General features: G+C 53.9%; 23 protein-coding genes. 14 read left to right on the top strand and 9 right to left on the bottom strand.

What is annotated here, in order from left to right; translation table 11 throughout:
* Positions 1-33: 33 nt before the first annotated feature.
* The gene (locus ACKTS9_RS06875; RefSeq protein WP_349215128.1) at positions 34-873 is read right to left on the bottom strand and encodes a carbohydrate ABC transporter permease; all 840 of its coding nucleotides are present in this window, start codon (positions 871-873) and stop codon (positions 34-36) included.
* Positions 874-877: 4 nt separating this feature from the next.
* Positions 878-1765 carry a carbohydrate ABC transporter permease gene (locus tag ACKTS9_RS06870; protein ID WP_349215129.1) on the bottom strand — a complete coding sequence of 296 codons (888 nt, stop codon included), beginning with the start codon at positions 1763-1765 and terminating at the stop codon, positions 878-880.
* Between the two features lie 271 nt (positions 1766-2036).
* Here ACKTS9_RS06870 and ACKTS9_RS06865 point away from each other — a divergent pair, with 271 nt between their 5' ends.
* The 4 genes from ACKTS9_RS06865 (at position 2037) to udk (ending at position 5520) form a co-directional block, all read left to right on the top strand.
* On the top strand, positions 2037-2789 hold the full coding sequence (locus tag ACKTS9_RS06865) for a FadR/GntR family transcriptional regulator (RefSeq protein WP_407879787.1): 753 nt from the start codon (positions 2037-2039) through the stop codon (positions 2787-2789).
* Between the two features lie 143 nt (positions 2790-2932).
* Positions 2933-4333 carry an ROK family protein gene (locus tag ACKTS9_RS06860; RefSeq protein WP_349215131.1) on the top strand — a complete coding sequence of 467 codons (1401 nt, stop codon included), beginning with the start codon at positions 2933-2935 and terminating at the stop codon, positions 4331-4333.
* 98 nt (positions 4334-4431) lie between these two features.
* A complete protein-coding gene (locus tag ACKTS9_RS06855; protein WP_349215513.1) occupies positions 4432-4881 on the top strand; it encodes a YhcH/YjgK/YiaL family protein in 450 nt (149 codons plus the stop codon).
* An 18-nt stretch (positions 4882-4899) separates the two neighbouring features.
* A complete protein-coding gene (gene udk, locus ACKTS9_RS06850; RefSeq protein WP_349215511.1) occupies positions 4900-5520 on the top strand; it encodes a uridine kinase in 621 nt (206 codons plus the stop codon).
* Positions 5521-5535: 15 nt separating this feature from the next.
* Here the strand turns inward: udk and ACKTS9_RS06845 are convergent, their stop codons facing one another.
* From ACKTS9_RS06845 to ACKTS9_RS06835, 3 genes are all read right to left on the bottom strand, one after another.
* Positions 5536-6501 (bottom strand): IS30 family transposase, encoded by a 966-nt coding sequence (locus ACKTS9_RS06845; protein WP_407878926.1) that lies wholly within the window; start codon positions 6499-6501, stop codon positions 5536-5538.
* A 147-nt stretch (positions 6502-6648) separates the two neighbouring features.
* The gene (locus tag ACKTS9_RS06840; protein WP_349215510.1) at positions 6649-7476 is read right to left on the bottom strand and encodes a sugar phosphate isomerase/epimerase family protein; all 828 of its coding nucleotides are present in this window, start codon (positions 7474-7476) and stop codon (positions 6649-6651) included.
* A 12-nt stretch (positions 7477-7488) separates the two neighbouring features.
* Positions 7489-8535 carry a LacI family DNA-binding transcriptional regulator gene (locus ACKTS9_RS06835; protein WP_407879784.1) on the bottom strand — a complete coding sequence of 349 codons (1047 nt, stop codon included), beginning with the start codon at positions 8533-8535 and terminating at the stop codon, positions 7489-7491.
* 332 nt (positions 8536-8867) lie between these two features.
* On the opposite strand from ACKTS9_RS06835, the gene ACKTS9_RS06830 reads away from it, so the two are divergent.
* From ACKTS9_RS06830 to ACKTS9_RS06800, 7 genes are read left to right on the top strand one after another with little or no spacing between them, the layout of a single operon-like run.
* On the top strand, positions 8868-9200 hold the full coding sequence (locus ACKTS9_RS06830; RefSeq protein ID WP_349215508.1) for a cupin domain-containing protein: 333 nt from the start codon (positions 8868-8870) through the stop codon (positions 9198-9200).
* 33 nt (positions 9201-9233) lie between these two features.
* Complete coding sequence (locus tag ACKTS9_RS06825; protein ID WP_349215507.1) at positions 9234-9707, top strand: RpiB/LacA/LacB family sugar-phosphate isomerase; 474 nt, start codon at positions 9234-9236, stop codon at positions 9705-9707.
* Positions 9708-9734: 27 nt separating this feature from the next.
* Complete coding sequence (locus ACKTS9_RS06820) at positions 9735-10256, top strand: TRAP transporter small permease (protein ID WP_349215506.1); 522 nt, start codon at positions 9735-9737, stop codon at positions 10254-10256.
* On the top strand, positions 10253-11548 hold the full coding sequence (locus ACKTS9_RS06815; protein ID WP_407879780.1) for a TRAP transporter large permease: 1296 nt from the start codon (positions 10253-10255) through the stop codon (positions 11546-11548). Before ACKTS9_RS06820 ends, ACKTS9_RS06815 begins: the two co-directional genes overlap by 4 nt.
* Before the next feature lie 14 nt (positions 11549-11562).
* Positions 11563-12309 (top strand): 5-deoxy-glucuronate isomerase, encoded by a 747-nt coding sequence (locus tag ACKTS9_RS06810; protein WP_349215503.1) that lies wholly within the window; start codon positions 11563-11565, stop codon positions 12307-12309.
* A 14-nt stretch (positions 12310-12323) separates the two neighbouring features.
* The gene (locus ACKTS9_RS06805) at positions 12324-12989 is read left to right on the top strand and encodes a ribulose-phosphate 3-epimerase (RefSeq protein ID WP_349215502.1); all 666 of its coding nucleotides are present in this window, start codon (positions 12324-12326) and stop codon (positions 12987-12989) included.
* Positions 12990-13047: 58 nt separating this feature from the next.
* Positions 13048-14115 carry a TRAP transporter substrate-binding protein gene (locus tag ACKTS9_RS06800; RefSeq protein ID WP_349215501.1) on the top strand — a complete coding sequence of 356 codons (1068 nt, stop codon included), beginning with the start codon at positions 13048-13050 and terminating at the stop codon, positions 14113-14115.
* Positions 14116-14159: 44 nt separating this feature from the next.
* Here the strand turns inward: ACKTS9_RS06800 and ACKTS9_RS06795 are convergent, their stop codons facing one another.
* The 3 genes from ACKTS9_RS06795 to ACKTS9_RS06785 all read right to left on the bottom strand — a co-directional run bounded on the left by ACKTS9_RS06795 (position 14160) and on the right by ACKTS9_RS06785 (position 17069).
* Positions 14160-15806 carry a sensor histidine kinase gene (locus tag ACKTS9_RS06795; protein WP_349215500.1) on the bottom strand — a complete coding sequence of 549 codons (1647 nt, stop codon included), beginning with the start codon at positions 15804-15806 and terminating at the stop codon, positions 14160-14162.
* Positions 15781-16485: a response regulator transcription factor gene (locus ACKTS9_RS06790; protein ID WP_349215499.1), complete on the bottom strand. Its 705-nt coding sequence runs from the start codon at positions 16483-16485 to the stop codon at positions 15781-15783. The genes ACKTS9_RS06795 and ACKTS9_RS06790 overlap by 26 nt, the downstream gene beginning before the upstream one ends.
* A 68-nt stretch (positions 16486-16553) precedes the next feature.
* Positions 16554-17069 carry an RNA polymerase sigma factor gene (locus ACKTS9_RS06785; RefSeq protein ID WP_407879776.1) on the bottom strand — a complete coding sequence of 172 codons (516 nt, stop codon included), beginning with the start codon at positions 17067-17069 and terminating at the stop codon, positions 16554-16556.
* Between the two features lie 289 nt (positions 17070-17358).
* Here ACKTS9_RS06785 and ACKTS9_RS06780 point away from each other — a divergent pair, with 289 nt between their 5' ends.
* The 3 genes from ACKTS9_RS06780 (at position 17359) to ACKTS9_RS06770 (ending at position 21751) form a co-directional block, all read left to right on the top strand.
* Complete coding sequence (locus tag ACKTS9_RS06780) at positions 17359-18678, top strand: S1C family serine protease (protein WP_407879774.1); 1320 nt, start codon at positions 17359-17361, stop codon at positions 18676-18678.
* A gap of 129 nt (positions 18679-18807) precedes the next feature.
* Positions 18808-20004, top strand: a complete 1197-nt coding sequence (locus ACKTS9_RS06775) for a winged helix-turn-helix domain-containing protein (protein ID WP_407879772.1) — start codon at positions 18808-18810, stop codon at positions 20002-20004.
* A gap of 157 nt (positions 20005-20161) precedes the next feature.
* A complete protein-coding gene (locus ACKTS9_RS06770; RefSeq protein WP_407879770.1) occupies positions 20162-21751 on the top strand; it encodes a peptide chain release factor 3 in 1590 nt (529 codons plus the stop codon).
* A 65-nt stretch (positions 21752-21816) separates the two neighbouring features.
* Here the strand turns inward: ACKTS9_RS06770 and ACKTS9_RS06765 are convergent, their stop codons facing one another.
* A complete protein-coding gene (locus ACKTS9_RS06765) occupies positions 21817-22290 on the bottom strand; it encodes a GNAT family N-acetyltransferase (protein ID WP_407879767.1) in 474 nt (157 codons plus the stop codon).
* Positions 22291-22388: the final 98 nt, after the last annotated feature.

The raw sequence follows: 22388 nt of genomic DNA, 5'->3' as shown, positions 1-22388 counted from the left end.
AAAAAACAATTTTCCATCGAACATCGAAAGAACTTAGGCCTTCACACCTCCTTCCGTCATTCCACCTACCAGCAGGTTGGAGAAGAAGATGTACACAAGCAGAATGGGAATACAGGCCAGAATCGCACCGGCCATAATCTGGTTCCAGGGATAAATATCGCCGTAGATCAACCCGGAGATCACCAGCGGGAAGGTCTTCATTTCGCTGCTGCTGATATTTACCAGGGCGTACAGGTATTCGCCCCAGCACAACGAAAAGGCGAAGATGAACGTTGAGACAATTCCCGGAAGAGCCAGAGGGAACACAATGCGGTACATATTCTGCAGACGGGTGCATCCGTCCACGGTCGCGGCTTCCTCAATATCCTTGGGAACGGCGCGTACGTGGGGAATCAGCATCCAACTGACGTAAGGCAGCGTAAAGGTGGGATAAATCAGGATCAATCCCAAAATGTTATCCGTCAGACCGCAGCTGGAAACGAAGAGGAACAGCGGAATGTACAGAACGGATGTGGGGATCAGATAGGAAAACAGGATCAGGCGGGAGACGGTTTTGCGTCCGTAGAACTTCAGACGTGCCACCACATAGGAGACAGGGTATGCCAGCAGGACCGACAGGGTCGAGCAGGTGATCGCCACCAGAAAGCTGTTTTTGATTGCATTGAGAAAAGGCGTTTCCGTAATCAGAAATTTGTATCCGTCCAATGTGGGCTCCTGAGGCAGCATGGTGGGAACTTTCTGATACATTTCAAATTGAGTTTTGAAAGAGGTGTTCAGCATCCAGTAGATGGGGAACAGCGCGACCACCAGGCAGATGGCTACCATCACCAGGCGAAAAATGTGGACAAGTTGCCGTCTTTGCTTCATGGACATGGTCTCAATCCTCCTCCTTCAGCATTTTCCGGCTGACCAGTGCAATCAGCACCAGCAGAACGGGCATGGCCAGCAGGCTGACAGCCACGCCTTTGCCCAGCTGCATGTTGGTCATGGCCGTGCGGTAGCTGAACACACCGATGACTTCGGTGGCGCCGCTGGGACCGCCGCCGGTCAGAAGCCATACAGATTCGAATTCGTTGATGGTCCAGATCGTGGACACCAGCGCGGTAAGCAGCGTCACGTCTGCGATGGACGGAAGCGTGATGGAGAAAAATTTCTGCAGTGTGCTAGCGCCGTCGATCTCGGCTGCTTCGTAATAATCTTTGGGGATGGTCTGAAGCCGGGCCAGAATCGAGATGCCAAAGAAGGGACTGCCGCGCCAGATATTCGCCACCAGCACCGCCAGCATGGCCAGCGTGGCGTCACCCAACCACACCAGGTTGTGATCGATCAGATGGAGCTGCTGAAGAATGTAGTTGGCTACGCCGCCGGTGTCGGAAAAAATCCAGCGCCAGTTCAGCACGGCGACGATGTTGGGCAGCGTCCAGGGAATAATCATCAATGCGCGGGCCACATTGCGGCCGCGGAACGAAAAGTTCAAAACCAGCGCCATGATCATGCCGAACACAAGTTTTCCGAGAATGGAGAAAACAGTATAAATTACGGTGTTCAGCACCGAGCGGCGAAACGTGGAGTCCTGCAGAAGGGCAATGTAGTTTTTAAATCCGATCCACTGCTCTTGCCCGCCGATCATTTTGTCGGTGAAACTGATGTAAACACCCCAGCAAATGGGGATCATCAAAACAATGCCGATGTACAAAAACATCGGAGCGCTGACCAGATACGAAAACCTGGTGTCACGGCGCATTTGGACAGAACCGCGTTTCATGTTTTCATCCTTTCCTGTAGTGATGTAGTTTGAAGTTTGTACTTTGTAGTACAAAGTCGAGCAAAATCTCTTTGCTGCCTTCAGTTATAACACTGCAAACAGGTTCTTGTCAACAAAGTTTATAGAATTTATTGCAGTATGTTGAAAGAAAATATGGAATTTTTCACAAAATGCACAAAACTGATTGCTTGACATTCTCGGCACTGCAAGACTATGATAAAAAAGGGTGAGAAAGTTTTGACATTCTGACCACCAGAGAGGGGCTGGAATCATGGAAAACAGCTTGGTAAAAATGAAAAATTTGCGGTCCCCCAAGCTTTATCTGCAAGTGTACAATGAGCTGAGAAATTATATTGTTCAAAACAATTTAAAGCCGGGGGATAAACTTCCAACGGAAATGGAGATGTGTGAGCGCCTGGGCGTCAGCAGAAACGTTCTGCGCGAAGCCATCAAATCGCTGGAAATCACCGGCGTGGTGCACTCCACGCCTGGTGTGGGAATCGTGATTCAGGAGTTCAGTACAGATTATTTATTCAACAGTCTTGTGTACGCTCGCAGTGATGACGGCCAGGAGATGCTGGAGCAACTGAAAAAAATACGTCGTGTGTTGGAGCTGGGCTTTTCCGGCGAGGCCTTTGAAAGTCTGACCGAAGAAGATGTGGAAAAATTGCGGCAGTTGGTAGAGAAAATGCAGGATCTTGCCAAAACGTTGAGAAAAAAGCCTGAGGCCACGTTTGGCGTTCGTTTCGCCGAAGCAGATGCGGCGTTTCATCGTGCTTTGTACACGAAGCTGGACCTCCCTTTGCTGCTTTCACTGATCGATGCGTTCTGGGCGTTTGATAAAAACTATCAGAAGCCAACCAGCGGCAGCTATATTCAGTTGACGGTGGAAAAGCACGAGCGGATCGTAAGCGCGCTGGAGAAAAAAGATTACCATGCATTTTACGATGCATTGGATTTTCATTATCGGGTGGTATATCGGCCCGGTGACGAGAGCGAACAGGCTTTCGAAGAAGAGAACTGAGGCTGTATTTCTGCAGAGTGGCCAAAAATGCAAAAATGTCACACAAATCGTGCAAGATTTCCGGGGCGGCATGTGCTAGAATGATGCTAGAAAGTCCGGCGCATTGGCCGGCAAACACGCCAGAACAGAAAGGAAGAACGACCATGAAATTCCTCAACGTGGACATCCCGGTCAAAAATCTGCCGGAACTGGATCAGGGGTTTGTGCCTCTGGGTCTGTTTTTTAAAGAATATTCCAAAAATGCGACAAAGCCTTTGTGCATTGCAGTCGAACGCTCCGGCGGTCAGGTGGGTGTATATGAGACCCGCATCTACGGCACACCGGAAATGAAGGCGGCGGACGACTATTATGTGGACCGCCTGGTTAAATTCCTTCTGTGGAGCTGGGGCGGCTTCAAGGTGAGCATCTGCGGTGACGACGCCGTGGCTGAAACCATTCGTGCTGCATACAGCGAGAATGGTTCCCGCGCTTTCGATAAGGGCTTTATGGAGCAGGTGTATGAAACCGAGTTCGTGGTGGAGAGCCTGCCCTATGACCAGAAACCCACCGCTGTGCAGCGTGCCGAGAGCATCGGCCGTCACACCAACGGCGGCCGCATCGGCTTTGATGCCGGCGGTTCGGACCGCAAGGTGTCCGCGGTTATCGACGGCGAGCCCATCTACAGCGAAGAGGTGGTCTGGTTCCCCAAAACCATCTCCAATCCGGACTATCATTATCAGGGCATTCTGGCAGCGTTCCACACCGCTGCGGCAAAGATTCTGGAAAAAGGCGGCCATGTGGACGGCATCGGCATTTCTTCCGCAGGTGTGTACATCGACAACAAGTGCATGGTAGCCAGCCTGTTTTTGAAGGTGGGCAAAGAGGACTTCGACAAGAAGGTCAAAAACATCTATACCCGTGCAGCCAAAGAGCTGTCCAATACGCTGGGATATGACATCCCCGTGGTCGTGGCCAACGACGGCGACGTGTCCGCTTTGGCCGGCGCCATGGGCCTGGGTGAAAACGGCATCATGGGCATTGCCATGGGAACCAGCGAGGCCGTGGGTTATGTGGACGGTGACGGAAACATCTGCGGCTGGCTGAACGAACTGGCCTTTGCTCCGGTGGACGGACAGCCCGACGCCATGGAAGACGAGTGGAGCGGTGACATCGGCTGTGGCGTGAAGTATTTCAGCCAGGACAGCGTGATCAAACTGGCGCCCCGTGCAGGCATTGAGCTGAAAGGGGAAAGCCCGGCTGAAAAACTGAAGGAAGTGCAGGCGCTGATGGCGGAGAATGATCCGCGTGCTGTAAAAGTGTACGAGTCCATCGGTGTGTATCTGGGCCATACGCTGGCACTGTATGCCATGTTCTATGACATCCGTCATGTACAGATGATGGGCCGCGTCATGTCCGGAAAGGGTGGCGACATCATTATGGATGTGGCCAGCCGTGTGATGGACGAGGAGTATCCCGAGGTGACGTTCCGCCCCGAGGCACCCGACGAGAAGACCCGCCGCGTGGGCCAGTCCGCTGCTGCGGCCAGCCTGCCGGAAGTGAAATAAGAAACAAGAAAAAGCGGCCCTCCTGCGGGAGGGCCGCTTTTTGGTTGTGGGAACGGACGGAATCTGCTATACTCAAAGAGAAAGAGAGGTCTTTGCCTATGATTTTTGACCGATTGGAAAACCTGAATCAGTACACCGGCCTGTTCGAGCATTTGGATACGGCCATCGATTACATCGAAAGCCATGATTTGTCCCTGCTCCCTCCGGGCCGCACCAACATCGACGGTGAAAACGTCTATGTGAACGTATTCGAACTGGAGCCCAAGCAGAGCGAGGAGATCCCCTTCGAGACCCACTCCCGCTACATGGATCTGCAGGTGGATCTGGAGGGGGCCGAGCTGTGCGAAGTGGCTTTGGGAGAATTGACCGAAAAACAGCCTTATGACGAGGAGACAGACGCGGCTTTGTACGGAGCGGACACCAGCGCCGCATTGGTGCTGGGAACAGACCGCTTTGCTGTGTTTATGGTAGAGGAGCCTCACAAACCGGGGATTCGCGCCCAGGGGTTTGACCATGTGAAAAAAGCCGTGTTCAAGATCGCCTATTGATTCACGGGAGGGATCGCAATGGAATGCTTTGTCATTGGCATCGGCGGCGGAACGGGCAGCGGAAAAACCACGCTGACCAAACGCCTGAAAGAGAGGCTGGGCAGTGCGGTGACCGTGCTCAGCTATGACAATTATTATAAAAGTCATCCGGACATGCCCTATGACGAGCGGGTGCGGCTGAATTATGACCACCCGTCCGCCTTTGACACAGAACTTCTGGTGGAGCATCTGGCCGCGCTGCGGCGGGGCGAGACCATTGCCGCGCCGGTTTACGATTTTAAACAGCACGACCGTTCCGACGAGACCATGCTCATTGCCCCCACGGGCGTGATTCTGGTAGAAGGAATTTTGATTTTGGCGGATGAGCGCCTGCGCAGCCAGATGGATGTGAAAATCTATGTGGATACGGATGCGGATGTGCGCATTCTGCGCCGGGTGGTACGGGATGTAAAGCAGCGAGGCCGCAGCCTGGAAAGTGTGGTCACACAATATCTGACCACGGTAAAGCCTATGCATGAACAGTATGTGGAGCCGTCCCGGCGATATGCGGATATCATCGTGCCCGAGGGCGGCCGCAACGCGGTGGCGCTGGATATGCTGGTGCGCCGCGTGGAACATCATCTGCAGAATATGACCTGAGAGTGAATTGTCAAACTAAGTGCAACAGGAATTGAGTTCAAAGTCCCATAATTCCCGGGCAGAATGGAAGTTAAGAACTTTGCGAGGCCTGGCGTTCAACAACGCCAGGTTTCGTTTTAATGTGGCGGGAGCAACGCGGGAAAGATTTCTGCCCTTGGGATAAAACTCCCGGAGCAGACCGTTCAGATTCTCGTTTGTGCCTTTCTGCCAGGCACAATACGGGTCGGCAAAATAGACCTCGCAATGCAATCGTTCTTCAATACGGCGCCAGTTGGCAAACTCTGTGCCCCGGTCGCAGGTAATGGTTTTGACTAGCTGCGGTGGAAAGACGGACAGGGCAGCGACAACGGCGTTTTCCATGGTCTCAGCTCTCCGGTCCGGCATCTTCACGGCAATGTAAAACCGGGTCTTTCGCTCCGCCAGGGTGGCAAAGCAGGCTTTGCTTTTGCCCTGGCCACTCACTACGGTGTCCGCTTCCCAGTGTCCGGCTTCCTGGCGGCTGTACACCGATTTGTCCCGCTTGCGGATGGATTTTCCCTTGCTGTACTTTCCCCGCGTTTCCTTGACTCCATGGCTCTTTCCCTTGCGGCGCAGTACCTTCAGATTGCCATTTACCAGGTATTTCTCATAGATCCACCGGTAGATGGTACTCCAGCTGGGCATCTTTCGTTCACAAGGGGTACAGGCGATCTGCTCCGGCGACCACGTCGCACGCAGCTTTTCCTCTATGTAGTCGATCACTTCTTGGGAATGGAACATCCCGCGGTGGCAGTAGGAGCGCCGCAGCAGGTACTTCTTCTGCGCCGTGTGGGGGTAGTAGGTCGGAATGTCATACATATGGGTGCAGTTTCGCCGTATCTCCCGCGACACCGTGCTCACGTTTCTCCCAATCAGCCGGGCAATCTCCCGGTAACTCAGACCATCCACATAATATTTCCGTATACAACTGCGCTCTTCTATGGTAAGATGATGGTAGTTCATACAGTTCCCTCCGGTGGTTTGGTGGTGTGGTAACTTCATTCTACCACAGGGGGCTGTATGAACTCCTTTTTATTTCCCTAAAGTGTTGCACTTGATAGTATAATTCACCCTGAGCAACAGAAAAAGCACCCCGTACGGGGTGCTTTTTTATGCTTCAAAATCACAGGCGCGGCGTGCCACCTGTTCCAGATAGTCACAGGAAAAAGAGACATCGTCGGCCCAGTTTGCACGAACCCGTCCTTCGATGGTGATGGTCCCCTGATAGCGAAGCCCCTGCAGCAGCCGAAGAACCGCATGAAAATCAATGGCGCCCAGGCCGGGAAAGAACCGGTTGTTGTCGGAAATGTGCAAATTTTGGTACAGGGACTGGTGAAGGGCCAGCGCCTGTGCGGCAGAACGCTCTTCGATATTCATGTGATAGGTATCTGGCAGAATGCAGACGGGCCCCTGGGTGTGTTGCGCGAAAGCAGCTCCTTCGGCCAGTGTGTTGACCAGAAGTGCTTCGTAATGATTGGTGGCTTCCAGATAGACGGGTGCTTTTTGCAGGGTGCCGTCTGCGGCAAGCTCGTCCAAAGAGCGCTGCAGCTGCCGGGAACACTCTGTCCGGTCTCCGTCCGGTCCGCCTTTGATGAATCCGCAGATCACACCTGCATGCAGCCGCTGTGCGTAAGAAACCATCTCACGCATGGCGGCTACGCTTTTGCTGCGAATCACCTCGTCCGGGCTGCTGAGAGACAATCCGTCCCGCTTGGCACGGGCTCCGGTGGCCACCATGGTCGGCTTGAGCTGATACGCTTCCAGCAGACGGCAAAGTTCTTCCGGTGAAAGGGATTCAAAATCCAGTAAGTTCAGTTCCACGCCATAAAATCCGCGCTCTTGCAGCAGATCAAGCGCAGAAAGAAAGGCCGGGTCGTTCAAATCGTTAAAAGCGGGAAGCTGAATGCACAGGGGATAGCAGTAGCGGGAAGTCCTCATAGAGCGCTCCTCTCACAGATAGTCGTGGAAATTGTTTTTCATGACAATGCCCAGCTGCACATAGCGAACTTCCTGTTGCAGGTGCTGGCCGGACAGGTATTCGTACAGCATACAGACGCCCTCTTTGCTTTGAAGTTCCGGCGCCTGCCAGATGCTGGCGTCCACGGTTCCGTCCATGAGATAGGGTTCCAGCTCGGCAAAAATATCGCTGGAAATGGCGGCAATGTGCTTCCATTTGTCGGTCCGCTTCAAAGCGTGACACATGGCAATGCAGTTGGACGCACTGTTGCAGTAAATGCCCACAATGTCCGGGTGATTTTCCAGCTCCTGCACCAGTGTGTCCTCCAGAGAGAAATTGCCGCAGGCGTTGCTGATGTCCAAAATGGCCAGACCGGGATGCTGTTCTGTGATGTAATCGCAGAAGCCCATGGCATTGTCACGCAGCAGCTTCAGTTTGTGGTTGCCGCTCATCAGAATGACCCGACCACTGGGCGGAGTCAGCTTTCCCAAAAGTTCCGCAGCCAGCTGCCCGGTGCGCCGTCCGGACGCGCGCACGCAGCCGACCCGTTTGGAGTTCACCGCATCGGAATGCACGGTTACCACAGGAATTCCTTTTTCAAGAAGCTGCTCAAAATACACATTCAGGGTGGTGTCGTCCCAGCAGTAGGTGATGACGCCGTGAATGTTGTCCCGCTTCAGAATTTTTTCAAAGATCGGAATCTGATCTGCGCTGGTGCGGCCGCAGGGCATTCGTTCAAGAGTGACATTGTAGTCCTGCATCATTTTTTCAGCGTCGTCAATGCCTTCCCAGATTTTTCGGAAGAACTGGTTGCAGTCTTCCGGCAGCAGCGGCAGAACCACCGCCAGGTTCAGCGTGCCGCGCTTCAACCTGGATGCAGTCGGATTGATGGAATAATTCAACTCATGAGTGATTTTTAAAACGCGTTCCCGCGTTTTTTCGCTGACGCCGGGTTTTCCGTAAATCGCTTTGTGAACGGTGGGAATGGAGACGCCGGCAATGGTTGCAATGTCTTTGATGGTGGGTTTGTTGTTTTCCATAGCTGATCCCTGGGCTCTCTTTTATATTAAATTTATAATAGACGAAACGTACCGAAAATGCAAGATTTGAGAGAGAAAACGTTTACGAAAATGATTTGTAATAGTGTACAAAAATAATAAAAATATTCTTATAAAACGTAAAAAAGTAGGAAAACAGCTTGACTTTATGCAAGGAATCTTTATATTATCTTGGTGAAGAAAGTAAACGTTTTTTTAATCCAAAATCAATATATTTTTTGAAAAAATGTCATATTTTTGTAATTTATAAATAGATTTTTTGTTATGAAACAAAAAATAGAATAAACGTTTACCTATTTGTGAGGGGGATTTGCGTGAAGTATTTTTCAAAAGCAGATATGAATGCTCCGAAGCCTGCGCCGGGAGCCACCAATTATCCGATTTTTTTGGATGGAACAGCACCCTGCGAGGGCTGCAACGCCAGTGTGAACTTTTACGAATGCGAAGAATATCCGGTTCCAGGCGTTCACGAGGACAACGAGGGCTTTTATGTGGTCAAAGGCTCCGGCTGGGCGAAAGTAGCCCAGGAAGAATGTCCCATTGAGGCGGGCACATTCTTTTACGCACCGGCCGGTGTGCCGCATGCGATTCGAAAAAATCCGGATTGTCCGGAATTGGAAGTGGTTTTGTTTCACTTTCCCAAGTGAAACATGACAGGGTGTGCAAAGGAGGAAACGGTTATGAAAGTGGCAATTGCGTGCGAGGCGTCTTCTTTTCTTCTGAAGGAAGCCGTCAAAAAAAGAATCCAGGCCGCAGGATACGAGGTTCTGGATGTGGGACAGCAGACGGAAAACGAAAATGTTCTGTATTTTGAGGCGGCGCAAAATCTGGCAAAGGTGATCCAAAGCGGCGAATGTGAAAAGGGAATCGTTATCTGCGGCACAGGCGCCGGTGTAAGCATGATCGTGAACAAATTCCGCGGTGTTTACTGTGTGGCCTGTGAAAGTGTGTTCACGGCGGAAAAAATTTCGCTGATCAACAATGCCAATGTGCTGGCCATGGGCGCCCGGGTAGTCAGCTGGGATATGGGCGGAGAAATGGCAGAAAAATTTTTGGCAGGCAAGTGGTGCGACGGGTTTGAAACCCAGCGCCGGCTGAACAACGAGAAAGGTTATCAGGTGCTGAAGTCCATCGAAGAGGAAAGCTTTCGTTAAATCACTGGGAACAGGAGGTATGTGCAGATGAAGAAATTTCTAATGGGATTTAATAAATTCCTGGACATTATTTTCAACGTTCTTCAGACCTATTCCAAAGTGGTTTTGCTGGGTGTGGTCCTGCTGGTCAGCGCCCAGGTCATTTCCCGAAAGTTTTTGCACTACAGCATTGTGTGGTCGGAAGAAGTGGCATTGCTGCTCATGGTCTGGATGGCCTTTATTTCCATGGCCATGGGTGTTGCAAAGAATATTCATATCCGCATTGAAATGTTTTACAAGCTGTTTCCGAAGCCGGTGCAGAAAGCCGCGGTCTGGCTGGGACACATTGTGACGCTGTTCGTGGGCGCCATGCTGATGATCAACGGCTACAAGCTGGTCATGGCTACACTGAACTCTACGCTGCCCACGACCAAGTGGCCGAGTTTCATGTTGTACCTGATGATTCCCGTGGGCGGTTTCTACATTGTTTACTGCACTATTCTTCATATGTTTTTCCCGAATGCAGCCAAAATATTTGAAGACCCTGAAGAAGAGGAGGACGCGCAATGAGCACATCTGCAATTGCAATTTTGCTTTTGGTGGGCGGTTTTATCGCGCTGATCATACTTCGTGTGCCCATCCCCATCGCACTGGTCGCGTCAACTGCCGTGACCATGATCTATCTGGACCTGCCCCTGATGACCATGGTGCAGCAAATGGCAAAATCCATCAACAGTTTTTCGTTAATGGCCGTGCCCTTCTTCATCCTTGCGGGTGAGATCATGGGCGCAGGCGGAATATCCGACAAGATCGTGGACTTTGCAAATGCCATTGTGGGCAGATTCCGGGGCGGCCTGGCCTGTGTGAACTGCCTGGACTCCATGTTCTTCGGCGGTATTTCGGGTTCCGCGGTGGCGGACGTTTCCTCCCTCGGTTCCATCGTGATCCCCACCATGGTCAAGTCCGGATACGGGCGGGATTTTTCCATTGCGCTGACCGTGACCACGTCCTGCCAGGGCGTTCTGATCCCGCCTTCTCACAACATGATCTTCTTTGCACTGGCGGCGGGCGGCGTTTCCGTGGGCAAGTTATTCTTGGGCGGCGCGATCCCGGGCATTCTGCTGGGCTTTGCACTGATGGCATACAGCCTGTTTATTTCCGTCAAGCGCAATTATCCCAAAGGCGAGGCCATGGGCCTGAAACAGATCCTGCTGGTGACAAAAGATGCGATCATCGCTTTGTTTACCGCCATTATCATCATGGGCGGCGTGACCCTGGGCTGGTTTACCGCTACGGAGTCGGCGGCCATCGCCTGCATTTACGCGTTCCTGATTTCCATGTTTGTTTACAAAAAGCTGAAATGGAAAGACATTCCCCGTATTTTGGGAAACGTTGTAAATACCTTGTGCCTCTCCTTCAGCCTGATTGCCGCGGCGGGTGCCTTCGGCTATGTGCTGGCTTTCTTGAAGGTTCCCGCGCTTTTGACCAATTTCCTGTTGTCGATTACGGACAACCGCATCATTCTTTTGCTTCTGATCAACCTGATGCTTCTGTGCCTGGGATGCATTATGGATATGGCTCCCATCATTTTCATTGTCACGCCCATCCTGCTTCCGGTTGTAACGGCTTTGGGAATGGACCCGGTCCATTTCGGCGTCATGATGATCTTCAACCTGGCCATTGGCCTGTGCACTCCGCCGGTGGGTTCGGCACTGTTCGTGGGCTGCGCTGTGGGTAAAAGTTCCATTGAACGGGTTACAAAAGAACTGCTGCCCATGTACGCTGTTATGATCACGTGCCTGCTGATAGTCACATTTGTGCCCGCACTTTCCACCTGGCTGCCCAATTTGATCATGAAATAAAAGGAGTTGTTTGCATGAAAGCACATTTTTTGCCGGATGAAACGCTGGAACGGCTTTCTCCGGAAGATATGGGACTGGTTTATTGCTCCGCGCAGCGGCTGGAGATCAAAGAACCCATCTGCCTGAAAAGCGGCAGTGAGGAATTGTGCCTGGTTTGCCTGGATGGAAGCGTGGAATATACATACGGCGGGAAAAGCGGCACGGCGGTGATGTGCGACATGCTGTACCTGCCCCGGAACAGCGCTTTGGAACTGAAGGGCGGACCTGCCACAGTCATGCGATTCGGCGCTCCCTGCAGCAATGCGTATGAATTCCGTCACATCCGTTTCGCAGACGTGGATGCGGACAGCCGCCATAAAGTTTACGGAAAAGTGGAAAACGGAACCCGGCGGGACGTGTGGAACTTCATTGACGAAGAGTTTGCTTCGGGCCGCTTTTTGACCGGGATCTGCTACGGGGCCGACGGCGGATGGACCGCCTGGCCGCCCCACGAACACGGTGCAGAACGGGAAGAAGTTTATGTCTATTTCAACATGGGACAAAGCTTCGGTGTGCAGTGCGTGTACGATGAGCTGGAAACAGCGCAGGCCTATGTGGTGCAGAACAATCATCTGGTGGCCATCCCCCATGGCTATCATCCCAACTGCGGGTGCCCGTGCGGCGGCCTGCGGTATGTATACTGCATGGTGTCCACCACGGAGGGCGACCGGGAATTTATGAATCTGCGGACCCAAAAGATTTACGGGGACAAACTGGAGTAACAGGAGGCGGGAATATGTTCAATACGGCATCCATCATCAATGTTCATTTTTTGAATATGAAAGAGGAACTGGACGCTCTGGTGGAAGGCGGCACCCGCTTTTTTCACATCGACCTGATGGACGGGCATTATGTGCCGAACTTATGCCTTCCCATCAAGCTTCTGGCGGAACTGAAGGAAGCTTACCCCCAGGTCAATATGGATGTTCACATGATGGTGACCAACCCCAGCGATTATATCCGGCGCCTGAAGGAGGCCGGGGCGGATTATGTGTCCTTCCATACGGACAGCACGCCCTTCGTGCGGCGCACCATCAATGAGATCCGTGCCGCGGGTATGAAACCGGGCATTGTGATCAATCCGTCGCAATGTATTGACCATATTCGGCCCTTTGTGGAATATGTGGACATGGTCACGCTGATGGCGGTGGAGCCTGGATTTGCGGGGCAGCCCCTTCTGGAGGGGAGCATGGACCGCCTGCGTGAGATCTGCGCGCTGCGCGAACAGATGGGCTGCCGGTTCCTTCTGTCGGTGGATGGCGGCATTGACTATGAAAAGGGACGTGAATGCAAGGAAATGGGCGTGGACGCCATTGTGGGAACGGTTCACACCATCTTCGGGCAACCGGACGGGATCAAAGCGGCATGTATGCGCTTCGACCGCGAGTTCGGATCGATTTGAGAACGGGCATGTAGTTATTGCGATGCAATAATGAAATAATTTATCAAGGAGGAACAATATGAAAAAGGTATTATCACTCGTAGTGGCAGCAGCTGCTCTGCTTTCCATGCTGACCGCTTGCGGCGGAGGAGCGTCCTCTGCTGCGGAAAGCACCGCGTCCGCCGGTTCGACCTCTCAGGCTGCCAGCGCGACAGAGGAGAACGGCGAGGCAATCGTCCTGCGTTTGGCATCCAATCACACGGAGGATTTCGTCACGTCTCTGGCGACCAACCGTTTTGCTGAGCTGGTCGAGGAAAAAACCAACGGAAGCGTAAAAGTGGAATGCTATTACAATGCGGTTCTGGGCGAGGAAAAGGCCACCATTGAGCAGGCGCAGTTCGGCGGCATCGACCTCATCCGTGTCAACATTTCTCCGCTGGCCGAGTTTGTGGATGACTACAACGCCATCCTGTTCCCGTACATCTTCACCAGCAGCGAGCACTACTGGAAGGTGCTGGATTCGGAAGAAGTCGGCAAGGCAATGCTGCATTCGCAGGAAATGCTGGACAATGGTCTGTATGGCCTGTGCTTCTATGACAACGGAACCCGCAACTTCTTCTTCACCGAAGCAGAAGTGCACAATCCGTCCGATATGGCCAACCTGGCGATCCGCGTGCAGGAATCCAACCTGATGCTGGGCATGGTGCGCGCCATGGGCGCCAACCCCACTTCCATGGCGGCCAGCGAGCTGTACAGCGCGCTGCAGACCGGCGTTGTGAACGGTGCTGAAAACAACCTGCCCTGGTATCTGTCCATGTCTTTGAACGAAGTGGCGCCCATGATCACCATGGACGAGCACAACCGCTCTGCGGACCTGCTGGTCATCTCCAAAGCGACCATGGATAAACTGACCGATGAGCAGATGGCTGCCATCCAGGAAGCGGCGGACGAGTCCAGCCTGTATCAGCGCGAACTGTGGGCTGAAAGCGAGAAAGAGTCCCGTGAGGAGTGCATTGAAAAAGGCTGCACCATCATTGATCTGACGGACGAAGAGCGCCAGCAGTTCATGGACGCTGTGAAAGAGCTGAACGCCACGGAAGGCGAGAAGTACAGCGACATCTTTGAAAAGATCGAAGCGATGAAATAAGCTTCCGCAATCAAAAAAGCACCCCGTACGGGGTGCTTTTTTTGTCAGGAATGCGGTGTATCCGGCGTCAGCGGGAAGCAAACAATGGCTTTGAACAAATCGCCGTCTGTTTCGATGGAAAAATGACCGTTCTGCAGCTCGGTAAAGCTTTGCGCGATGGCCAGCCCCAGGCCGCTGCCTTCGGTGTTGCGGGAAGCATCTCCCCGCACAAAGCGCTCGGTGATATGGGACGGGTCGAACGTCAATTCGCTGGAAGAGATGTTCTTCATCGTTACAACTGCCTGGTCTGCTTCGGTTTCGAGATGGATATAGGCGCGCGTGCCGGGCATGGCGTATTTTAAAATGTTGCCCAGAAGGTTTTCAAAAATGCGGCAGGTGCGCTGGCCGTCCAGAACCACGGGAACCTTTTCGGCGGGCAGCTGCCAGCGGAAATCAATGGGCGAGGCGTCCAGCTGGTCGCCCATTTCAAACTGGACCTGTTTCAAAAGTGCGGTCAGATCCATCGCCTCGGGATGCATCAGCACGTTTCCGCTGGTGGCTTTGCTCACTTCGAACAGATCTTCGATCAGACGTTTCAACCGCTGGCTTTTTTTGTCCAGCGTGGCAACGTATTCCGCGCGCTTTTCTTCACTGAGAGAGGGGTCTTTCAGCAGGTCCACATAGGTGATGATCGCCGTCAGCGGGGTTTTCAAATCGTGTGAGACATTGGTGATCAGTTCCGTCTTCATGTTGCGGCTGCGCACTTCTTCTTCCACCGCGGTTTCAAATCCGGCGCGCACGTCGTTCAAACTGTCCCGCAAAGGGTTCAACATACCCAAATCGCCCTCCACAGGCGTGTGCAGGTCGCCGCCGGCCATGCGCTGTGTGGCAGACAGAAGCTGGTTATACTGCTGCTGAACGTTGCGCATGTACTTGCGCAGCAGAAAAAACAGCACGATGGAATAAAGAATTCCGCCGGCCACGCCAAAATACCACAGGCAGCAGCACACTGCGACCAGAAGAAAGTTGACACACAACCATTTGAGCAGCGTTTTTTCCACGGGAGCGCTCAGGTCCACCTGCCCCAGGCGATGGAAAAAACGGCGGAGCGCTGCCGCCGAGGCACCGGCGCCGGCTGCGCATTGGGTCAGGGTCCATGCGCAAAGACGCACGATCAGGCTGTGCCGGCGCAGGTATGGCAAAATGCCGTCCCGCAAAGCAGCCATCAGCACGGCTCCGGTTTGATACATGCACAAAAAGAAAAGGTACAGAAACACGCCCAGAAGAAAATCAACTTCCGCTTCCATGGGTTCGGATGCGGAGAAAATATGCTGCAGGTCCTGTGCATAGCTGCCATCAAAGATGCCCACCAGAATCTGGGCCACGGACCAGGGGGTTGACAGAATAAAGGAGAGAAGCAGAATATGTCCTTCCAAAGGCAGTTTTCTCCAGACGCCACGGCCTACGCCTAAGCGGCGGAAGATGGCAAAAAACGCACCCGCTGCCACGCTGACCGCCAGAACCAACGAATAGAGCGAGGAAAAGCCGCTGAAAAACAGCGCATCCACCGGCGGAAAGCTGTCTGTGGTGTTTTTCTCCATCGTGTTCTCAAAATAGGGAAACATCTGTGAAAAGAAGAATACGACCACAAGCGGAATGAGAACTGCCAGCAGCACCCGAAGAAAATCAAATTTTTTCGATTTTATATCCAATGCCCCACACCACCTTCAAATATTTGGGATTCCGCGGATCGATTTCAATTTTTTCGCGGATGTTGCGCACATGAACCATGATGGTGTCTGTGTTGACCGCGCGTTCGTTCCACACTCGCTCGTAAATTTCCTCAGCGGAAAAGACCCGCCCCGGATGCTTCATCAGAAGGGCCAGAATTTTAAATTCCAAAGGCGTCATTTTGACGGGGGCGCCGTCCACGCAGACGGTGGCAGCGTCTTCATTCAGCTCCAGCCCGCCAATGACATAGCAGCGCTCGGCCGGCTGCTGGGCCTGCCCGGCCAGTTTCAAAAAGCGTTCGTACCGGCGCAGCTGAGAACGAACCCGCGCCAGCAGTTCCAGTGGGACAAAAGGTTTGGTGACGTAGTCGTCCGCACCGATATTCAAACCGGTGATCTTGTCGATGTCCTCGGATTTGGCGGACAGAAAAATCACCGGAAATTCATGCTGTTCCCGCAGTTTCATCACCATGGTAATGCCGTCCATCACCGGCATCATAATATCCACAATGGCCAGGTGGATCTGCTGATGTTCCAGAACGGCCAGGCCGGCCGCTCCATTTTCTGCTTTGTGAACGGTATAGCCCTGATTCTCCAGATAAATGCCGATGGCGTTGCGGATCTCGTCATCGTCTTCCACAACCAGAATGTGTGCGTCCATAAATGTCCTCCCGATGCAGTTTTTTCCGGGAGCGTCCCCGGTCGCCGTCTCTCAGTATACCACACGGCTCATGCGGTTGCCAGCTGTGAACGCAGACGTGCGCGCGCACGGTAAATCTGTGTGTGTACGGTGCGTGCGGGCCGGTTCAGCTGAAGCGCGATTTGAGCAGCCGGGCGCTCCTGAACAAAATAGGCGGTGCACACATCCCGGTACGGGCCGTCCATGGTGCGGATGCTTTCCAGCGCACGCCGGGCGGCGTCCCGGTCTTCGGCAAGCTGTTCCGGTCCGGGGGCTGTGTCGGAAAACAGACGCAGCGTTTCGTCGGCCGTCACCTGTGTGTGCCGGCAGTGGGCGCTTTTCAGATAGTCTTTGGCCTTGTTGACGGCAATGCGGCAAAGCCAGGCCTTGCGGGCGTCCGGCCGGCAGTCGTCCCGGTGCAGCCAGGCGGAAAGGAACGCGTCCTGCGCCAGGTCTTCCGCCGTATGGACATCGCGTACCAGCTGATAGCATACCGTGTACACCAGTTTTTCGTATTGACGAACCATCGCTTCGTATTCTCCAGCCGTCATAAATACACACCCCATTCCTGTTTGCTGCTTCTATTGTATAGAGCAAACCCTAAGAACACCTGCACGAAAAACGAAAGAATTTCCAAAGAAATCAGAAGGATTTTCCTAAGAAAGACAGCAGATAGGCGCTCAAACGCTGTTTTTATTCAATCGACGCTCTGAATATGGTCACTCAAACCCGGTGCGTACCCGGAAAAAGTCCGTTTTTTTACCCCGCACTTTCACCGTTCTTTCACAACCCTGGCATACTTTTTTCATACCATACAGGTACAATATGATCAGCATCAGAAAAGGAGGATGTATCATGAACAACAATTGGGAATTCGATTATTCGAACCGTTATCAAAATGATCCGAACGGCGCCCCCCAATCCGGCGCGCCTATGAACGAAAATAACAACTTTGGAGGCACACAGCCCGACCCGATGCCGGGTGCACAGCCGCCCTATACACCGATGGGAATGCAGCCCCCTCACAAACCGGGCAATGGCCGCGGAAAGCGCATTGCCTGCGGGGTTCTGGCGTTGGTGCTTTGCGGCGCGATCGGTTTCGGCGGCGGATATGTGGGCAGCATGGTGGCCAACAACGGCGGCAAAACCGTCATCTATCAGGCAGCCCCGGCAGACTCCAGCGACAGTTCCAGCAGCACCGGAACGCCTACGGACGCAGCCAGCATGAGCGTGGAAGAAATTGCGGAAAAGGTCGGCCCCAGCGTGGTGGAGGTCACTACAGAGACCGTTTCCTACAGCAACTTCTTCGGTCAGTATGTGACCAGCGGCGCAGGCAGCGGCGTGATTATTTCGGAAGACGGTTACATCATCACCAACAACCATGTGATTGAAGGAGCCAGCAGCATCAAAGTTCGCCTGTCTGACAAGACCGAGTACGATGCCACTCTGGTGGGAACGGACAGCAAAACGGATATCGCAGTTCTGAAAATTGAAGCCACCGGCCTGACCCCGGCGGTCATCGGCGACTCGGATACCTTGAAGGTCGGCGAGTTTGCTCTGGCGGTAGGCAATCCTCTGGGTACCCTGGGCGGTACGGTGACGGACGGCATTATCTCCGCACTGAATCGTGACATCACCGTGAACAATCAGACCATGAGCCTGCTGCAGACCAATGCGGCTGTGAACCCGGGCAACTCCGGCGGCGGCCTGTTCAATGAGCGCGGCGAGCTGATCGGAATTGTGAACGCAAAATCGGATGGAAGCGATGTGGAAGGTTTGGGCTTTGCCATTCCTATCAATACCGCTATGGAAGTAGCGGAGTCCCTGATGACCACCGGATATGTCACCGGCCGTCCGGCTATGGGCGTGTCCGTGCTGGCAGTGACCGATATGCAGACGGCCATGCAGTATGGCGTCTCTCAGATGGGCGTGTATATCGTCCAGGTCAATGAGGGCGGCGCGGCCGACAAAGCGGGCCTGGAAGCAGGCGATTTGCTGGTGAGCATTGACGGAAACGCCATCAGCACCACCAGTGACGTGACCAGCATTCTGGACGAACACGCAGTGGGCGATACCATCGAAGTTCAGGTGGTACGCGGAAAACAAATGGTAGAAGTCAGCCTGACGCTGCAGGAGTCTCAGCCCGAGACGCAGACAGCGACCAGCGAAGGTTAAAACACAAAATGATGGCTGCGGCGCTCTGCTGCGGCCATCATTTTGTGTTTGAAGGGAAAAAAGATTTGACGGCACATAACAGGATGTAATATAATAGATGTAACTGAGAGAAAAAGGGGGTCGCCGTCTGTGGCAGGTCAATTGAATGTCGCCATGCTCGGCGGCCTTTGTGTTTCCGTCAACGGAAAAACCGTGTTTCAGGAACCCGAAAAGCTGAACAAACCCTGGCAGATTTTGTATTATCTGGCATTGCATGCGGACCGGATGGTCCCGGCGGGTGAGCTGCTGAATCAGCTGTGGAATCCGGGGGAATTGACCGACCCGGCCAACGTGCTGAAAAACACGGTCTATGCTCTTCGACGGGATTTGAATGCGGCTGGTGCAGAAGAATCCACCATCGTATTTGAAAACGGCGGATATCGTTTTGACCAGAATGTGCAGGTGTGTGTGGACCTGAACGCGTTTTTGCACCTGTGCGAAAAGGCGAAGAACGCGCCCGAAAGCGAGCGGGCGGACGCGCTGCTGGCAGCCCACCGGGCGTTCGGCGGCTTTGTGCCGGAAACGCTCAGCAGCCGCATCTGGATGGTGGCGCCTTCCATCCAGTGCCGCCAGATGTATCTGCGAATCAGTTATGCGCTGTTTGAAGCGCTTTGGGCTGCGCAGCGGCTGGAAGAACTGGCCGAGGCGGCACAGCGGACCCACGGCTTTGAAGCAGAAGACGAGACGGTCCTTCTGTGGCATATGCGCGCTTTGCAGAAGCTGGGCCGGGATGAAGAACTGGCCCGAATCTACGGCCGCGACGCCCGCGCGATAGAGCGCAGACAGGGCGCTGCGCTGTCGCAGGAGACCGAGACCATTCGCCGGCAGGCCACGGGGCAGGAAGACCGCCCCGCGCAGGATATCGGCGTGGTGTGCAGCGATCTGCTGCAAAGCGCGCGGCAGGAAAATCCGCCCCGGGGCGCTTATTTCTGCAATTATGAAGTGTTCAAACACACCTATGCACTGATGGCGCGCATGGCTTTGCGCAAGCGGCAGGTGGTGGGCGTGGTTCTGGTCACGCTGCGGGATGGCGCGGGCCACGAATTGCCCCGCAATGCGCTGGAGGACGGCATGGAACGGCTGAAAGAGGCGATTTTGTGCACGCTTCGCAAAAGCGATGTGTTCACCCGGTACAGCAAGGATGAGTTTGCCATGCTGATGCCCATGGACGACGCGGGCAACGCGGCGTGCGTGTGCCGCCGTTTGGATGCGGCGCTGGGCGCATTGGCCGGACAGAGAGATTACTCTCTGAAATATCAAAGCGCAGGGCTTGCTTTGGAACAGTGAGCGCGGCGTTCAAATGCGAAAAAACTCCTGTATCGTTTCGGTACAGGAGTTTTTAAGGTCCCGCCCTTGCATTGCGGCGGAAAATGACATACAATAACAAACGGCTGCCCGGCAGCCGCACATGCATTGGCCGGTTTTGAGCCATGGGAGGAGTAACGTGAAAGATTTTGTTGAGCAGATTCAGAAACGGCGTACGTTTGCCATCATTTCGCACCCGGACGCGGGCAAAACGACGCTGACGGAGAAGCTGCTGCTGTACGGCGGCGCCATTCAGCAGGCGGGCATTGTAAAAGGAAAAAAAGGCGCTCGCGCGGCGGTGTCGGACTGGATGGAAATTGAAAAACAGCGCGGCATTTCCGTCACTTCATCGGTGCTGCAGTTCGAGTACGACGGCTACTGCATCAATATTTTGGACACGCCGGGCCATCAGGACTTCTCTGAGGACACATACCGCACTCTGATGGCGGCAGACTCCGCCGTCATGGTCATCGACGCGGCCAAGGGCGTAGAGGCGCAGACCAAGAAACTGTTCAAGGTGTGCACCATGCGCGGCATTCCCATTTTTACCTTTATTAATAAGATGGACCGTGAGGCGCGCAATCCCTTTGATCTGCTGGAAGAGATCGAGCAGGTGCTGGGTATTGAGACGTATCCCATGAACTGGCCCATTGGCTCCGGCAAGGATTTCAAGGGTGTGTACGACCGCAATGCCAAAGAGATTCTGGCGTTCCAGAATGTGGGCAAGGTGGGCACGCAGCAGGCCCAGAAGATCGAGGCGCATTTGGGCGATGAAAACCTGGATCAGCTGCTGACAAAACCTTTGCACGACACGCTGAAAGACGACATCGAGCTGCTGGACGGCGCCGCCTACGAGTTTGACAAGGATAAAGTGGACCACGGCAAGCTCACACCGGTGTTTTTCGGTTCGGCGCTGACCAACTTCGGCGTGGAGCCGTTCCTGGCGGACTTTTTGCGCCTGAGCATGCCGCCTCTTCCCCGCACATCCGACCGGGGAGAGATCGATCCCTGCTCGGAGGATTTTTCCGCTTTTGTGTTTAAAATTCAGGCCAATATGAACAAGGCCCACCGGGACCGCATCGCCTTCATGCGAATTTGCTCCGGCCGGTTTGAGCGCGGCATGGACGTCTATCATGTGCAGGGCGGTAAAAAAATCAAGCTCAGCCAGTCCACACAGCTGATGGCTTCCGAGCGCGAAACGGTGGACGAGGCCTTTGCCGGAGATATCATCGGCATTTTTGACCCGGGCGTTTTCTCCATCGGAGATACCATCACCACAGCCAAAGTGCCCTTTGCCTATGCGGGCATTCCCACCTTCGCGCCCGAGCACTTTGCGCGGATTTCCCAGGTGGATACCATGAAGCGCAAACAGTTCGTAAAGGGAATGGAGCAGATCGCCCAGGAAGGCGCCATTCAGATCTTCAAAGAGCTGGGCGGCGGCATGGAAGAAGTTATTGTGGGCGTGGTAGGCGTGCTTCAGTTTGAGGTTTTGGAATACCGGCTGAAGAACGAGTACAATGTGGACATTCGCCGCAACGATTTGTCGTACAGCTATATCCGCTGGATCGAAAACGAAGACCTGGATCCCAAGACTCTGAATCTGACCAGCGACACCCGGCGCGTTGAAGACTTCAAAGGCCGCCGTCTGCTGTTGTTTACCAGCCCCTGGAACATTGACTGGGCGCTGGAGCACAACGAGGGCCTGCGCCTGTCCGAAGTGGGGCGCTGAGCGAATTTTTCTGTCAAAAAGAGAACACGCCCTTTCCGCTGTTGCGGAAGGGGCGTGCTTTTTTATCAGCAAACATCTTTCTGCATCCGGAAATTGCACAGTTCCACGCCGTCCAGCTGCACGGTCTGCCGGGCCAGAACGCGGTATCCCCGGTGCTCGAAAAAAGGCCGGGCCGTGATGGAAGCATGTACGGTGATCGCTTTGGCGCCTTGTGCCAGGGCAAAGGCCTCCAACGCGTCACACAGAGCGGTGGCACACCCCTGGCCCTGGGCGTCCCGGCGGACGTACAGATGATCCAGGTATCCGCCGGCAGTAATGTTGCCGTATCCCATCAGAACGCCGTCCTGCACGGCCACCAGCGTGTGCAGTTCCCGCAAAAAGTCTTGGCGCTGTGTCAGACTGCGCCAGCGCCCGGACCAGGCTTCGATTTGCGGGGGCGAATAATCCCGGCAATTGACCGTGCACACCGTATCCCGAAACAGACGGGCGATGTCCGCCAGGTCCTCCGGGCGGGCCTGCCGCAGCGAAAAACGGTTCATAACACACACCTCCTGGGGAAAGTGCTCTCAGTATACCACGTTTTTCACAACTGTGAAAGGAAAAGGGGGTACCGCCCGGCGCTTTCATCTGCTATAAT

This window comes from Owariibacterium komagatae, from assembly GCF_045865535.1.
GTDB classification, from domain to species: Bacteria; Bacillota; Clostridia; order Oscillospirales; family Ruminococcaceae; genus Ruthenibacterium; species Ruthenibacterium komagatae.
The sequence above is the reverse complement of the archived record's forward strand: the minus strand, read 5'-3'. Positions and strand labels throughout refer to the sequence as shown.

Excerpts from the sequence above, each read along its gene's own strand:
- ACKTS9_RS06865 (WP_407879787.1), top strand. The coding sequence starts at position 2,037 with ATGGAAAACAGCTTGGTAAAAATGAAAAATTTGCGGTCCCCCAAGCTT.
- ACKTS9_RS06840 (WP_349215510.1), bottom strand. The coding sequence starts at position 7,476 with ATGAGGACTTCCCGCTACTGCTATCCCCTGTGCATTCAGCTTCCCGCT.
- ACKTS9_RS06855 (WP_349215513.1), top strand. The coding sequence starts at position 4,432 with ATGATTTTTGACCGATTGGAAAACCTGAATCAGTACACCGGCCTGTTC.
- ACKTS9_RS06845 (WP_407878926.1), bottom strand. The coding sequence starts at position 6,501 with ATGAACTACCATCATCTTACCATAGAAGAGCGCAGTTGTATACGGAAA.
- ACKTS9_RS06790 (WP_349215499.1), bottom strand. The coding sequence starts at position 16,485 with ATGGACGCACACATTCTGGTTGTGGAAGACGATGACGAGATCCGCAAC.
- ACKTS9_RS06810 (WP_349215503.1), top strand. The coding sequence starts at position 11,563 with ATGAAAGCACATTTTTTGCCGGATGAAACGCTGGAACGGCTTTCTCCG.
- ACKTS9_RS06860 (WP_349215131.1), top strand. The coding sequence starts at position 2,933 with ATGAAATTCCTCAACGTGGACATCCCGGTCAAAAATCTGCCGGAACTG.
- ACKTS9_RS06825 (WP_349215507.1), top strand. The coding sequence starts at position 9,234 with ATGAAAGTGGCAATTGCGTGCGAGGCGTCTTCTTTTCTTCTGAAGGAA.
- ACKTS9_RS06765 (WP_407879767.1), bottom strand. The coding sequence starts at position 22,290 with ATGAACCGTTTTTCGCTGCGGCAGGCCCGCCCGGAGGACCTGGCGGAC.
- ACKTS9_RS06800 (WP_349215501.1), top strand. The coding sequence starts at position 13,048 with ATGAAAAAGGTATTATCACTCGTAGTGGCAGCAGCTGCTCTGCTTTCC.
- ACKTS9_RS06785 (WP_407879776.1), bottom strand. The coding sequence starts at position 17,069 with ATGGGGTGTGTATTTATGACGGCTGGAGAATACGAAGCGATGGTTCGT.
- ACKTS9_RS06805 (WP_349215502.1), top strand. The coding sequence starts at position 12,324 with ATGTTCAATACGGCATCCATCATCAATGTTCATTTTTTGAATATGAAA.
- udk (WP_349215511.1), top strand. The coding sequence starts at position 4,900 with ATGGAATGCTTTGTCATTGGCATCGGCGGCGGAACGGGCAGCGGAAAA.
- ACKTS9_RS06820 (WP_349215506.1), top strand. The coding sequence starts at position 9,735 with ATGAAGAAATTTCTAATGGGATTTAATAAATTCCTGGACATTATTTTC.
- ACKTS9_RS06815 (WP_407879780.1), top strand. The coding sequence starts at position 10,253 with ATGAGCACATCTGCAATTGCAATTTTGCTTTTGGTGGGCGGTTTTATC.
- ACKTS9_RS06875 (WP_349215128.1), bottom strand. The coding sequence starts at position 873 with ATGTCCATGAAGCAAAGACGGCAACTTGTCCACATTTTTCGCCTGGTG.
- ACKTS9_RS06870 (WP_349215129.1), bottom strand. The coding sequence starts at position 1,765 with ATGAAACGCGGTTCTGTCCAAATGCGCCGTGACACCAGGTTTTCGTAT.
- ACKTS9_RS06835 (WP_407879784.1), bottom strand. The coding sequence starts at position 8,535 with ATGGAAAACAACAAACCCACCATCAAAGACATTGCAACCATTGCCGGC.
- ACKTS9_RS06780 (WP_407879774.1), top strand. The coding sequence starts at position 17,359 with ATGAACAACAATTGGGAATTCGATTATTCGAACCGTTATCAAAATGAT.